The following is a 12946-nucleotide window of genomic DNA, read 5'->3' as shown; positions in this document are numbered from 1 at the left end:
CGAGCTGAATCGTCGGTGCTATCGCAGGGGCCGACAGGGACCCAGGGTGCAATCGGAGCTGTCGGTCATAGCCCGCTGCCGCCCGCCGCGGATCCGTTCACGCTCTCAGCTCGACAGGCCCAACCCGTACCACCTGCCCGGAGCGCGGCGTACTCAGCCACCAGCTGAGTACGCCGCGGCGGTGCTGGCGTCACGGGCGCTGCCCGATCTCCGGCGCCACGGCACGTTGCAGCACCACGGCACGTTGCAGCACCACGGCACGTTGCAGCACCACGGCACGTTGCAGCACCGCGGTGGTGGCCGGCACGGCGATCGCCGCGACCGGCGGCGTCAGGATGATGCGTGGCGGGCGAGTGGGTTGGTGAGGGCGCCGACGAGTTGCAGGGCTGCCGACGGGTCGGCCAGGTCGACCATCTGCTGGTTGTCGCGCAGTTGCAGTCGGTTGAGGCAGGACAGGGCGAACTCGGGGGCGAACAGGTCGTAGCGGACCAGCCGGTCGGCCAGGTGGGGTACCCGTGCGGCGTAGTCGGTGGCGCAGTCGGCGACCGTACGCCAGAAGGTCTCCTCGTCAACCACTCCCTGGTCGGCCAGCAGCGCGCCGAGGAAACGGAAGAAGCAGTCGAAGACGTCGGTGAAGATGGACAGCAGCTTCATCTCCTCCGGCACTTCGGCCCAGATTCTCTCGACCGCCGGGGGCAGGGTCGCCTCGGTGCTCATCACCACGATCTCCTCGGCGATGTCCTTGAAGATCACCCGTTGTACGGCGTGGTCGCGCAGCACCAGGATGACGTTCTCGCCGTGCGGCATGAAGGCCAGGTCGTAGGCGTAGAAGGCGTGCAGCAGCGGGGTGAGGTAGGCGTGCAGGTAGCGGCGTAGCCATTCGGCCGGCGCCAGGCCGGAGGCGGTGATCAGTTCGGCGGCGACGGACCGGCCTTCGGCGTCGAGGTGCAGCAGGGAGGCCATGGTGGCCAGCCGTTCCCCGGGGGCCAGGGTGGGCACCGGGCTCTCCCGCCACAGCGCGGCCAGCATTTTTCGGTACGGCGAGTAGCGGTCGGTGGCGGCCTCGTACTGCCGGTTGCGGTAGCCGACCGCGGCCCGCTCCCGGACGATCGTCAGGCCGGTGGCCTGGAACACCTCGTCGGCGGCGATCAGATCGGCCAGCCAGTCGTTGATGGCCGGGGTGGCTTCCATGTACGCCGCCGACAACCCTCGCATGAAGCCCATGTTCAGCACCGACAGCGACGTCTTGACGTAGTGCCGGTGCGGCGCGCTGACGTTGAAGAAGGTGCGGATGGACTGCTGGGCCAGGTAGTCGTCGTCGCTCTCGCCGAGGTGCACCAGGCGGCGGCGGGCCACCTCACCGGCGAAGGTGACCGACAGCTTGTTCCACCACTGCCAGGGGTGCACCGGGATGAGCAGGTAGTCGGCCAGGTCCAGGTCGAGCGCGGCCATGGTCTCGGCGAACCGGGTCAGCGTCGCCTCGCCCAACTCGGTGCGGAGCAGGGTGTCGTAGTCGAGGTCGGCGGAACTGGTGAAGGTGGCGTGGTCGCGGTGGGCGGCCAGCCAGATCAGGCGTACCGGCCGGGCCGCCTCGGGGGCGTAGCGGTGGTACTCGTCGACGCCGAAGCCGAGGCGGCCGTTGTTGGCCACGAAGCAGGGATGTCCCTCCGTCATCGAGGTCTCGATGGTCTGGAAGTCGGCCTCGATCAGTTTCGCCGCCCCCGGCAGGGCCCGGTCCAGCTTGTAGGCGCTACCGGCCAGGGTGGAGCTGATCTCCTCCAGGTAGACCGGCAGGATCCGGTCGCTGAGCCCCAGGGAGGTGCGCAGGTCCAGGCAGAGATCGACCGCGTCGAGGGGTTGGAGTTCGCCGTCGCGGTGCCGGGTGATGCTGTCCGGGTCGATGTCCCAGTGCTCCAGGGTGCGCAGCCGGGCGGTGAACCGGTAGTGGACCGTGCCGCAGTCGCTGGTCACGGCGTACCATCGGCGGCCTGCGGCGGCCGGGCCCTGAGGTTCGGGGGTGATCAGCCGCTCGTGGGCGAACTCGGCCAGGGCCTTGCGCACCAGCAGCCGGTTGGCCCGCTGCCAGGTCTGCGGACGCAGATGGGCGACCGGGTCGGTGGTGGTCACAGCGTTGCTCCTTGGCTACGGGTGGCGGCGAGGAACCGCTCGCGGGTGCAGATGCTCAGCAGGGCCTGCTTCTCCGGCTTGGCGATCGGCCCGATCACCTCGAAACCGACGGCGGCGTTGAGGGCGTGCACGGCGGTGTTGCGGACATCCGGCTCGACCACCACCCGGGCGGTGTCGGGATCGGCGAACAGCCACGACATCACCGTGGTGATCACGGCGCGGGTGAAGCCGTGCACCGGGGTCTCGGCGGGCGCGCAGAGGAAGTGCATGCCCACGTCACCCGGCTGGGCCTGGTAGAGCCCGACCAGTTCCACCCGGGCCGGGTCGTACCGTTCGGCGAGGAAGGCCGGCTCGCCCCGCCACAGCCCCAGGAAGGCGTCGTGGTGCGGGTGGGCAGCGATGCGCTCGTACTCCTCGACCACTGCGGCCAGGTCGGCGTCCTGCATCAGCCAGAACCCCGCCTTGGGGTGGGTCACCCAGCGGTGCAGCAGCGGGGCGTCGGCGACCACGTCGAGGGTACGCAGGGCGAACTCCCCCAGCACCGGGTCGATCCGGGTGTGCACGAGGTCGCTCACGCGGGCACCCCGAACTCCTGGAAGGTGATCGACTTCTCGATCGGGTACACCTCCCGGCCGAGCAGCTCCCGGATGATCCAGGAGTTGCGGTACGGGCCCATGCCCAGATCCGGTGAGGTGATGCTGTGGGTGTGGGTGCCGCCGTTCTGGAGGAAGATCCCCCGCCCGGTGTGGTCGACGCTGTAGTTGCGGGCCATGTCCAGGCGGCCGTGGGCGTCGAAGCGCAGCCGGTCCCGGATCGGGTCGCAGAAGGCCGGCACCTGGTAGCGGTAGCCGGTGGCCAGCACCAGCCCCTCGGTGTCCAGGGTGTGCTCACGTCCCTGCTCGACGTGGCGCAGCCGCAGGGTGTGCCGGCCGGTGGCCCGGTCGTAGCTGACCTGAGTCAGTTCGGTGTTGGTCAGCAGTCGGGTGTTCACCGGGCCGGGCACGCTGGTGGCGTAGAGCAGGTCGAAGATGTCGTTGACCAGGTCGGCGGAGATGCCCTTGAACAGCGCCTTCTGCTCGGCCTCCAGGTGGTAGCGGGTCTGCTCCGGCAGGGCGTGGAAGTAGTCCACGTAGTCCGGTGAGGTCATCTCCAGGGTCAGCTTGGTGTATTCCAGCGGGAAGAACCGGGGTGAGCGGGTCACCCAGTTCAGCTGGTAGCCGTACGTGCCGATGTCGGAGAGCAGGTCGTGGTAAATCTCGGCGGCGCTCTGCCCGCTGCCGATGATGGTGATGCTGCCCTTGGCGCGCAGGGCCTCGCGGTGTTCCAGGTAACGGGAGTTGTGCACCGCGTCGGAGTCCAGTCCGGCGCAGGCCTGCGGCAGGTACGGCGGTGTGCCGGTGCCGAGCACCAGATGCCGGGCCCGGTGGGTGACGGTGTCGCCGCCGACCCGGGCGGTCACCAGGTACTGCTCGCTCGTCGAGTCGTACTCGACGGTGGTGACCTGGTGACCGAAGCGCAGGTTGGGCAGCTTCCCGGCGGCCCACCGGCAGTACGCGTCGTACTCGGCGCGCAGCGGGAAGAAGCTTTCCCGGATGTAGAAGGGGTACAGCCGGCCGATCTCCTTCAGGTAGGCCAGGAAGGAGAACGGTGAGGTGGGGTCGGCCAGGGTGACCAGGTCGGCCAGGAAGGGGGTCTGCAGCCGGGAGGACTCCAGCAGCATGCCGGGGTGCCAGGACACGTCGTCGCGGGCCTCCAGGAACAGCGCGTCCAGGTCGGCGAGCGGCGCGGTCAGGCAGGCCAGGCCCAGGTTGTACGGGCCCAGGCCGATCCCGATGAGGTCGTAGCTGTCCATCCGGCCCTCCAGGCTGGGGTGCTGCGTCGACATGCTCAGCCCACCGGGCAGGACAGGGTGGACCCGGCGTGGCTGTGGGCGTACCGGCCGGCGTGTTCGGCGATCAGGTCCAGCACGTACGCCACGTCGTCGATGCTGGTCCTCGGGTTGAGGACGGTGAACTTGAGGTACTGCCGACCGTCGACCCGGGTGCCGGCGACCACGGCCAGGCCGGAGGCGGCCAGCGCCGACCGGGCGTGCAGGTTCGCCGCGTCGGCCAGGTCCGCCGGGGTGCCGGCGGGACGCCAGCGGAACACCACAGTGCTCAACGCCGAGGGCGTCAGCACCTCGAACCGGGGATCGGCGCCGGCCACCTGCCAGGCCTGGGCGGCCCGGTCGCAGACCTCGTCGAACAGTTCACCGATGGCGCCGGGGCCCATCACCCGCAGGGTCAGCCAGAGCTTGAGGGCGTCGAAGCGGCGGGTGGTCTGGAGAGACTTGTCGACCTGGTTGGGGATGCCTTCGGTGACCATCCGGGCCGGGTTCAGGTAGTCGGCGTGCCAGGTGGCGTGCCGCAGGGTACGCCGATCACGGACCAGCACCGCGCTGGAGCTGACCGGCTGGAAGAAGGACTTGTGGTAGTCCACCGTCACCGAGTCGGCCCGTTCGATGCCGTCGAGCAGGTGCCGGCGGGTGGGCGAGACCAACAACCCGCAGCCGTACGCGGCGTCGACATGCAGCCACACCCCGGAGGTGGTGCACACCTCGGCGATCTCGTCGAGGGGGTCGATGGTGCCGAAGTCGGTGGTGCCGGCGGTGGCGACCACCGCCAGCACGGTCAGGCCGGCCCGCCGGCAGCGGCGGATCTCGTGGGCCACGGCAGCGGGGCGCATCCGCCGGTCCGGGCCGGTCTGCACCACCACGACCGCGTCCGGGGCCAGGCCCAGCAGCTTGGCGGCCTTCTGCACGCTGAAGTGACCGGCGGCCGAGGTGACGATCCGCAGGTGGGGCAGGAGGATCCGCCGTTGCGCCGGGCCCGCCCCGGCCAGGGCCTCCTCCCGGGCCAGCAGCAGGGCGTGCAGGTTGGACTGGGTGCCGCCGCTGGTGAACACCCCGTCGGCGGCCGGGCCGAGACCGATCCGGGCGGCGGTCCAGTCGATCAGTCGTCGTTCGATCAGGGTGGCCCCGGCGCTCTGGTCCCAGGTGTCCATCGAGGAGTTGACCGCACTGAGCACGGCCTCGCCGAGCAGGGCCGGGATGACCACCGGGCAGTTGAGGTGGGCCAGGTAGCGGGGGTGGTGGAACCAGACCGCGTCGCGCAGGTACACCTCGTCGAGTTCGTCCAGGGCGGCCGTGGTGTCGCGCAGCGGCCGGTCCAGGTCGATCGCCGCCACCAGCGGCGCCAACTGCTCCGGCCGGACCCCGGTGACCGGCCCGGTCGCGGTGGCGATCCGCCGGGCCACCCGGTCGGCACCGGCTGTCACCGCGGCCCGGTAGTCGTCGACTGTGCCCTCGTGCAGCAGGTGGGCTCGGGCGGCGCTCGGCGGTGTCGCGGTGTGCACCGGCAGGGTCATGGACGTGTCCTCCACGCTCGGCGGTTCGGTTTTCGGGCAGCCGGAACCCGCCGCCGACGCGACGCACGGCGGGTTGGCGTCGATGCGGGTGGTGAGCGGACGACCGGTGGTTGCGGGTCACACCGGTCGTCCGCGACGGGTCAGGTCAGCTTCTTGGCGCCCTGGATCGCCTTGGCGAGGTCTTCGAGCAGGGGGGCGGCGCCGGCGTACGAGAAGCGGGGCACCGCGTCCCAGGCGGTCACCTGGCCGGCCTGCACGGCGGGCAGCTGCTTCCAGGTGGGTTTGGCGGCCAGGTCGGCCGGTTGCAGGGCGGTGCTGCGGTTGTCGAGCAGGATCAGGTCGGCCGGGAACTTGCCGGCGTTCTCCCAGCTCAGCGCCTCGAAGTAGTCGCCGGACTCCAGCTCGGTGGGCACCACGATGTCGACGCCGAGTTCGGCGAAGTACATCAGGTCCGTGCTGACCTTGGGGTTGGAGACGTAGAACAGGTCCGGGCTGCCGGAGGCGGCCAGCACCTTGATGCCGGGGTTGGCCTTGACCGCCTGGCGGACCGCCTCGGCGGCGGCCTCGAAGCGGGCCTTGGCGTCGGTGACCCTCGGTGCCGAAAGGTCGGCGCCGAGGGACTCGGCGAGGGCGGCGTACCGTTCGATCGGCTTGGTCATCGGGACGCGGGCGGTGGTGATGGTCACCACCGGGGCCAGCGGAAGGATCTTGTCCTTGCTCTCGTCCGGGACGTACCAGTAGGCCCCCGGGTCGTACATGTGGGTGACCAGCAGTTCCGGGCGCAGGGCGGCGTACTTCTCGACGCTGAACTCGCCCCAGACGTTGCCGAGGATCTCCACGCTCTCCACGTCCAGGTCACCGGCCTGAGCTTCCTTGCTGCCGTCGGCCTTCTTCGTCTCACCGAAGACCCCGACCACCTCGGGTCCTAGTCCGAAATCGACCAGCGCGGCGGCCGAGCCGGTGAAGGCCACCACCCGGGCCGGGCGGGCCTGCGCGGTGACCGTCTCGGGCCGGTCGTCCGTGAACGACCAGGGTCCGGAACTACTGCCGTTGCGGGGTTTCGGGTCCTCTTCCCGGCCGCATCCGGCGAGCAGGGCGGCTAGGGTGGCGGCGCCACCGGCGGCCAGCAGGCCCCGACGGGACAGCCGGCGTGCGGTAACGGGATCAGGCATGGTGTCGTCTTCCGATCAGGTCCACAGGTGGCGATAACAACCGGCGTTAGGTTAACCTAACCTAACTTCCTGTCAAGTTCCCGCTCGGCGTTTCGCACCGCACTGGAGCCCACCCTGTCCGTCATCGAGTCCTCACCAGCCGAGACGCCGTCCCGGGCGCAACCACCACCCCGATCGCCCCGGGTGGCCTACCGGGCCGCCGGCCTGGCCGCCGCCGCGGTGGCTCTGGTGACGGTGGCGGTGCTCAGCATCGCCGTCGGCGCCAAGCCGATCCCCCTGCCGCAGGTGTGGGCCGCCCTCACCGACCCCGGGGTCGCCGACTACGCCGTGGTGCGCGAGATGCGGCTGCCCCGCACCCTGCTCGGGCTGCTCGCCGGAACCGCCCTCGGCATGGCCGGCGCGGCGATGCAGGCGCTGACCCGCAACCCCCTGGCCGACCCCGGTCTGCTCGGCATCAACGCCGGGGCCGCCGCCGCGATCGCCACGGCCTCGTTGCTGTTCGGGGTGGGTGGCGGGACCGGTCAGGTCTGGTTCGCCCTGGCCGGGGCCGCCGCGGTCACCGTGGGCGTCTACGCCGTCGGTGGGGGCCGGACCGCCACCCCGGCCCGGCTGGCGTTGGCCGGTGCGGCCCTCAACGCGGCCCTGTACTCCTACGTCAGCGCGGTGATGCTGCTGGACTCCGCCGGGCTGCAACGACTGCGGTTCTGGACGGTCGGCTCCCTGGCCAGCGCCGACGACGCCACCGTACGGCGGGTCCTGCCCTTCATCGCGGTCGGCCTGGTGGCCGCCCTGGCCGCCGCGCGACCGCTCAACGCCCTGGCCCTCGGCGACGACACCGCCCGCGCCCTGGGGGCCCGCCCCACCCTGATCCGGGCTGCCGTGATCGCCGCCATCACGCTGCTCTGCGGCGCCGCCACCGCCGCCTGCGGGCCGATCGTCTTCGTCGGGCTGCTGGTGCCGCACCTGGTGCGTACCCTCACCGGGCCGGACCTGCGCTGGCTGCTGCCGTACTGTGCGCTGCTGGCGCCGGTGCTGCTGCTCGGCGCCGACGTGCTCGGCCGGGTCCTGGGCCGCCCGGGCGAGTTGCAGGTGGGGCTGGTCACCGCCGTGGTCGGCGGTCCCCTCTTCCTGTGGTTGGTGACCCGGACCAGGACGGCCCGCCCATGATCGTGATTCGGGTTCCCGGTGGGCTCTCGCTGCGGCTGCACCTGCGCGCCCTGGCCGTCGGGGCGACCGGGGTGCTGCTGGCCCTGGCCGTCGGGGTTCTGGCGGTCGGCCACGGCGACTATCCGATGTCCCCGGCCGACGTGCTGCGCACCCTGACCGGGGGCGGCAGCCCGGCCGAGGACTTCATCGTCACCCAACTCCGCCTGCCCCGGCTGGTCACCGCGCTGGCCGTGGGCGCCGCCCTGGGTCTGGCCGGTGCGGTGTTCCAGGCTTTGGTCCGCAACCCGCTGGGCAGCCCGGACGTGCTCGGCTTCACCCAGGGGGCGGCGACCGGCGCGCTGATCGTGGTGGTCGTCGGCGGCAGCAGCGCCGCCCTGGCCGGGGCCGCCGCGGTCGGCGGGGTGCTCACCGGCCTGCTGATCTACCTGGTCGCCTGGCGACGCGGGGTACACGGCTACCGGCTGGTGCTGGTCGGCATCGGCGTGTCGGCCATCCTCACCGGCGTCAACGGGTACCTGCTGACCCGCGCCCCGCTGATGGAGGCGGCCCGGGCCATGCTCTGGCTCACCGGCAGCCTGGACGGGAGAGGCTGGTCCGAGGCCACCCCGCTGCTGGCCGCCCTGGCGGTCGCCCTGCCGGTGCTGCTGGCCTGCGGCCCGGCCCTGCGGATGACCGAGTTGGGCGACGACACGGCCGCCGGGCTCGGGGTACCGGTGCCCCGGCTGCGGATGCTGCTGCTGGCCACTGCGGTGCTGCTGGTCTCCCTGTCGGCGGCCGCCGCCGGGCCGGTGTCCTTCGTCGCCCTCACCGCCCCGCACCTGGCCCGTAGGCTGACCCGGGCACCCGGCACCAACCTGCTGCCCGCCGCGATCATCGGCGCGTTGATCATCGTGGTCGCCGACCAGGTGGCCCAGCGGGCCTTCCCCAGCCAACTGCCGGTCGGGGTGGTGACCGGAGTGCTCGGCGGCGGGTACCTGGTCTGGCTGCTGGCCACCGAACGCCGGGCCGGCCGGCTGTGACCGGCGACGACGAGAACGGAGCGACAGGTATGCCGACCTCCCGGCTGGGTGGCAGCGGACTACGGCTGGCCTACGAACGGCGGATCGTCGCCGAGGACCTGACCGTCAAGGTGCCGGACCAGTCCTTCACTGTCATCATCGGCCCGAACGCCTGCGGCAAGTCCACCCTGCTGCGGGCGTTGTCCCGGCTGTTGAAACCGTCCGCCGGGGCGGTGCTGCTGGACGGGGAGGACATTGCGCGACGACCGGCCCGGGCGGTGGCCCGTACCCTCGGACTGCTCCCCCAGTCACCGATCGCACCGGACGGCATCGGGGTGGCCGACCTGGTGGCCCGGGGTCGCTACCCGCACCAGGGGCTGCTGCGTCAGTGGTCCCGCGAGGACGAACGGATCGTGGCCGAGGCGATGGCCGCGACCGGGGTCGCCGACCTGGCCGACCGGCTGGTCGACGAGCTTTCCGGCGGCCAACGGCAACGGGTCTGGTTGGCCATGGCGCTGGCCCAGCAGACCCCGCTGCTGCTGCTCGACGAGCCGACCACCTACCTGGACATCGCCCACCAGATCGAGGTACTCGACCTGTGCGCCCGGCTGCACGAGGAACAGGGCCGCACCCTGGTCGCGGTGCTGCACGACCTCAACCACGCCGCCCGCTACGCCACCCACCTGATCGCGATGCGCGACGGGCGGGTGGTGGCCGCCGGGGAACCCGGCCGGATCGTCACCGCCGAACTGGTCGAGGAGGTCTTCGGGCTGCCCTGCCGGGTCATCGACGACCCGGAGACCGGCACCCCCCTGGTCATCCCGGCCGCCCGGGTCCGCACCGCAGGCCGGGCATGAGCAGGCGGTACCGCGACGCGTACGGCATTCCGCACCTGCGCGCCGACGATCACCTGACCCTGGCCTTCGCCCAGGGCCAGGTCACCGCGCGGGACCGGGCCTGGCAGATCGAGGTGGAACGGCACCGGTCCCAGGGCACCAGCGCCGCCTTCCTGGGGCCGGAGGCGTTGGCCTGGGACAGCTTCGCCCGCCGGGTACGCCTGGACGACACCGCCCGCCGCTGCCACGCCGCCCTGGACCCGGCTACCGCCGCGTGGGTGGGTCGCTATGTCGAGGGGGTCAACGCCGGGCTGGCCGCCGGGGCGGCGCGGGCCCCCGAGTTCGCCGCCACCGGGCTGAGCCCCGGACGCTGGGAGCCGTGGACGCCGCTGGCGATCTGGCTCGGTCATCATGTGCTCTTCGCCGGTTTCCCCGGCAAGCTCTGGCGCGAACACGTGATCCGCCGACTCGGCCCGGGTGCGGCCCGACTGTTCGCCGTCGACGGGCACCTCACCTCCGGCAGCAACGGCTGGCTGCTCACCGCCGACCGCACCGCCACCGGGGCGGCGTTGATCGCCGGTGACCCGCACCGGTTCATCGAGGCCCCCGGCATCTACCAGCAGATCCGGCTGGCCTGCCCGGAGTACGACGTGCTCGGCTTCGCCGTGCCGGGGGTACCGGGCATCGCCCACTTCGGGCACGCCGGCACGGTCGCCTGGGCCATCACCAACGCCTCCGCCGACTACCAGGACGTGTACGCCGAACGACTGCGCCGCCACGGTGAACTGGTGCAGGCGTACGGGCCGCAGGGGTGGCAGCCGGCGCACCGGCAGGTCGAGACCATCGAGGTGGCCGGTGGCGCACCGGTCGAGGTCGAGGTGATCGAGACCGACCGGGGGCCGGTGATCTCCGGGGGTCCGGACGAGCAGCCCGAGGTGACCGTCAGCCTGCGGTATCCGCCCCGGGTCACCGGCGACCTGGGTTTCGCCGTACTGCCCGCCCTGCTGCGCGCCCGTACGGTCGACGACCTGGACACCGCCCTCGACGGGTGGGTGGAGCCGGTCAACGTGGTGCTGGCCGCGGACACCGCCGGTGGGTTGCTGCACCGGGTGGCCGGCCGGGTGCCCCGCCGCCACCCGGACAACGGGTTGCGGGTGGTGCCCGCCTGGGAGCCGGGGTACGCCTGGCAGGGCTGGCATCCGATGCCGAAGCGCCCGGTCGACCAGGTGGCGGTGATGGCCAACGAACGCAGCATCTCCGCCGGCCTCGGTGTCGAGTACGCCCCGCCGTACCGGGCCGACCGGATCCGTGAGCTGCTCGGCGAGCGCACCGACTGGCGGGCCGAGCAGATGGCCTCCGTACACACCGACACCTACCTGGCGGCGGCCGGTCCCCTGCTGGACCTGCTGGCCGACGCCGACGGACTCAGCGCCCCGGGGCAGGCGCTGCGGGATCGGCTGCTGCGCTGGGACCGCCGGATGGCCGCCGACAGCCTGGACGCGGCCCGCTTCGCCGACCTGCGGGCGGCGGTGGTCCACGCGCTCGCCGCCCACCCGACGCTGGCGGAGCTGACCGCACCACCGGCCCACCCGGAGGTGTTCGCGCCCTGGTTTACCCTGCCTACCCGGATCGGGTACGCCCTGCCTTCCCTGCTCCGCGCCGACCTGCCCGGCCTGGACCCGGTGGAGCTGGTGCGGGCGGCGGCCGAACAGGTCGCGGCGACCGGCGACACCCGCCGCTGGGGCGAGCGGCACCGGCTGGCGCCGTGGCGGGCCCGGCCCGATCCGGCCGCCCCGCCGGGACCGGAACTGGCCGGGGACCACGACTGCGTGCTGGCCACCTCCAGCCTGCCCGGGGTCACCGACCTGTGTGGGCGCGGCCCGTCCGCCCGCTACGTGTGGGACCTGGGCCGGCGGGAGAACAGCCGGTGGGTGGTGCCGCTGGGCGCCACCGGCGCCGGACCACACCACGAGGACCAACTACCCCTGTGGGTACGCGGTGAGCTGATCGAGGTGACCTGCGACTGGGACCGGCTGACCGAGGAGCCCGATGACTGACCACTACCAGCGGCAGGTCCCCGGCTTCGGGACGGTCACCTTCCGGCCGGTCGACCCGGACGCCGACGCCGAGGTCATCCACGGCTGGACCAGCCAAGAGCGGGCCCGGTTCTGGGGGATGGGCGACGCCGACCGCGCCCGGGTGGCCGAGATCTACCGGTACGTCGACTCCCTGCCCACCCATCACGCCTGGCTGACCCTGCGCGACGGGCAGCCGGTGGCGCTGTTCCAGACCTACCAGCCCGAACACGACCCGGTCGGCGAGTGCTACCCGGTACGTCCCGGCGACCACGGCGGTCACCTGCTGATCGGCACCCCGGTACGCCCCGAGCCGGGCTTCACCGGCACCCTGCTGGCCGAGTTCATCGCCTTCGTCTTCACCGACCCCACCCGGCTGCGGCTGGTGATGGAGCCGGACGCCCGCAACGACAAGGCGATCGCCCGGCTGAAGCGGGCCGGATTCGTCGAAGGGCCGCTGATCGACCTGCCGGACAAGCGGGCCCGGCTGATGTTCCTCGACCGCACCCCGCACTCCGCCGACGGCGCTCCCGCCGCCGTCTCGGCGCGGGGGCGGTGAAGCGGGCCGCCGATCGTGTCGGACCCGGGTGATTGGATCGGCGAGACTCGAAGGGGAAACGGTGGGACGTAACGCGATCATCTTCCACGGGACCGGCGGTAGCCCGGACAACTGCTGGTATCCCTGGCTGGCCGGGCGGCTGGCCACCCGGGGATACGCCGTCGAGGTGCCGCACCATCCGGGCATCAACATCGAGCCGATCACCACCTTGCTGCCGAAGGTGCTGAGCAGCCACACCTTCGACGAGGACACCGTCCTGGTGGGTCATTCCGGCGGGGCGGCCCTGCTGCTCGCCCTCCTGGAGCAGCTGGAGGTGACCGTGGCCCAGGCGATCCTGGTGGCTGGCTACTGCACCCCACCCAACACGGAGGAGGAGCCGGTCCTGCAACAGAGCTACGACTGGGCCGCGATCCGGGACCATGTGCGGGACATCTACTTCGTCAACTCCCGCACCGATCCGTACGGCTGCGACGACCGGCAGGGCCGGGCCATGTTCGAGCGGCTCGGCGGCACCCAGATCGTGCGCGACGACGGACACTTCGGCGACCACGACCAGCCGTACGAGCGGTTCGAACTGCTAGATCGACTCATTCCCTGAGGATTCGCG

Annotated in this window: 11 protein-coding genes; 6 read left to right on the top strand and 5 right to left on the bottom strand. The window is 72.0% G+C overall.

What is annotated here, in order from left to right; genetic code table 11:
• Positions 1-330 precede the first annotated feature (330 nt).
• The 5 genes from ACLQ2T_RS13115 to ACLQ2T_RS13095 form a co-directional block, all read right to left on the bottom strand.
• Positions 331-2127 (bottom strand): IucA/IucC family protein, encoded by a 1797-nt coding sequence (locus ACLQ2T_RS13115; protein WP_425766322.1) that lies wholly within the window; start codon positions 2125-2127, stop codon positions 331-333.
• Positions 2124-2702, bottom strand: coding sequence for a GNAT family N-acetyltransferase (locus ACLQ2T_RS13110; protein WP_425766321.1), 579 nt, complete (start codon positions 2700-2702; stop codon positions 2124-2126). Before ACLQ2T_RS13110 ends, ACLQ2T_RS13115 begins: the two co-directional genes overlap by 4 nt.
• Positions 2699-3979 carry a lysine N(6)-hydroxylase/L-ornithine N(5)-oxygenase family protein gene (locus ACLQ2T_RS13105; RefSeq protein ID WP_425766635.1) on the bottom strand — a complete coding sequence of 427 codons (1281 nt, stop codon included), beginning with the start codon at positions 3977-3979 and terminating at the stop codon, positions 2699-2701. The genes ACLQ2T_RS13110 and ACLQ2T_RS13105 overlap by 4 nt, the downstream gene beginning before the upstream one ends.
• Before the next feature lie 35 nt (positions 3980-4014).
• Complete coding sequence (locus ACLQ2T_RS13100) at positions 4015-5532, bottom strand: pyridoxal phosphate-dependent decarboxylase family protein (RefSeq protein ID WP_425766320.1); 1518 nt, start codon at positions 5530-5532, stop codon at positions 4015-4017.
• 140 nt (positions 5533-5672) lie between these two features.
• The gene (locus ACLQ2T_RS13095) at positions 5673-6704 is read right to left on the bottom strand and encodes an ABC transporter substrate-binding protein (RefSeq protein ID WP_425766318.1); all 1032 of its coding nucleotides are present in this window, start codon (positions 6702-6704) and stop codon (positions 5673-5675) included.
• 69 nt (positions 6705-6773) lie between these two features.
• Between ACLQ2T_RS13095 and ACLQ2T_RS13090 the strand changes: the two genes are divergently transcribed.
• The 6 genes from ACLQ2T_RS13090 to ACLQ2T_RS13065 all read left to right on the top strand — a co-directional run bounded on the left by ACLQ2T_RS13090 (position 6774) and on the right by ACLQ2T_RS13065 (position 12937).
• The gene (locus ACLQ2T_RS13090) at positions 6774-7871 is read left to right on the top strand and encodes a FecCD family ABC transporter permease (RefSeq protein WP_425766634.1); all 1098 of its coding nucleotides are present in this window, start codon (positions 6774-6776) and stop codon (positions 7869-7871) included.
• The gene (locus ACLQ2T_RS13085) at positions 7868-8890 is read left to right on the top strand and encodes a FecCD family ABC transporter permease (protein ID WP_425766317.1); all 1023 of its coding nucleotides are present in this window, start codon (positions 7868-7870) and stop codon (positions 8888-8890) included. The genes ACLQ2T_RS13090 and ACLQ2T_RS13085 overlap by 4 nt, the downstream gene beginning before the upstream one ends.
• Before the next feature lie 29 nt (positions 8891-8919).
• Positions 8920-9726, top strand: a complete 807-nt coding sequence (locus tag ACLQ2T_RS13080) for an ABC transporter ATP-binding protein (RefSeq protein ID WP_425766316.1) — start codon at positions 8920-8922, stop codon at positions 9724-9726.
• Positions 9723-11762 carry a penicillin acylase family protein gene (locus tag ACLQ2T_RS13075; protein WP_425766315.1) on the top strand — a complete coding sequence of 680 codons (2040 nt, stop codon included), beginning with the start codon at positions 9723-9725 and terminating at the stop codon, positions 11760-11762. The genes ACLQ2T_RS13080 and ACLQ2T_RS13075 overlap by 4 nt, the downstream gene beginning before the upstream one ends.
• Positions 11755-12339, top strand: a complete 585-nt coding sequence (locus ACLQ2T_RS13070) for a GNAT family N-acetyltransferase (RefSeq protein WP_425766313.1) — start codon at positions 11755-11757, stop codon at positions 12337-12339. The genes ACLQ2T_RS13075 and ACLQ2T_RS13070 overlap by 8 nt, the downstream gene beginning before the upstream one ends.
• Before the next feature lie 61 nt (positions 12340-12400).
• Complete coding sequence (locus tag ACLQ2T_RS13065; RefSeq protein ID WP_425766312.1) at positions 12401-12937, top strand: RBBP9/YdeN family alpha/beta hydrolase; 537 nt, start codon at positions 12401-12403, stop codon at positions 12935-12937.
• Positions 12938-12946 lie beyond the last annotated feature (9 nt).

The organism is Micromonospora sp. DT229 (assembly GCF_049844505.1).
Classification (GTDB): domain Bacteria; phylum Actinomycetota; class Actinomycetes; order Mycobacteriales; family Micromonosporaceae; genus Micromonospora.
This window is presented reverse-complemented; position numbering and strand designations above follow the sequence as displayed.

What these genes read in the sequence shown, in the direction of transcription:
- ACLQ2T_RS13080 (WP_425766316.1), top strand. Translation starts at nt 8,920, where the DNA reads ATGCCGACCTCCCGGCTGGGTGGCAGCGGACTACGGCTGGCCTACGAA.
- ACLQ2T_RS13075 (WP_425766315.1), top strand. Translation starts at nt 9,723, where the DNA reads ATGAGCAGGCGGTACCGCGACGCGTACGGCATTCCGCACCTGCGCGCC.
- ACLQ2T_RS13070 (WP_425766313.1), top strand. Translation starts at nt 11,755, where the DNA reads ATGACTGACCACTACCAGCGGCAGGTCCCCGGCTTCGGGACGGTCACC.
- ACLQ2T_RS13095 (WP_425766318.1), bottom strand. Translation starts at nt 6,704, where the DNA reads ATGCCTGATCCCGTTACCGCACGCCGGCTGTCCCGTCGGGGCCTGCTG.
- ACLQ2T_RS13100 (WP_425766320.1), bottom strand. Translation starts at nt 5,532, where the DNA reads ATGACCCTGCCGGTGCACACCGCGACACCGCCGAGCGCCGCCCGAGCC.
- ACLQ2T_RS13085 (WP_425766317.1), top strand. Translation starts at nt 7,868, where the DNA reads ATGATCGTGATTCGGGTTCCCGGTGGGCTCTCGCTGCGGCTGCACCTG.
- ACLQ2T_RS13105 (WP_425766635.1), bottom strand. Translation starts at nt 3,979, where the DNA reads ATGGACAGCTACGACCTCATCGGGATCGGCCTGGGCCCGTACAACCTG.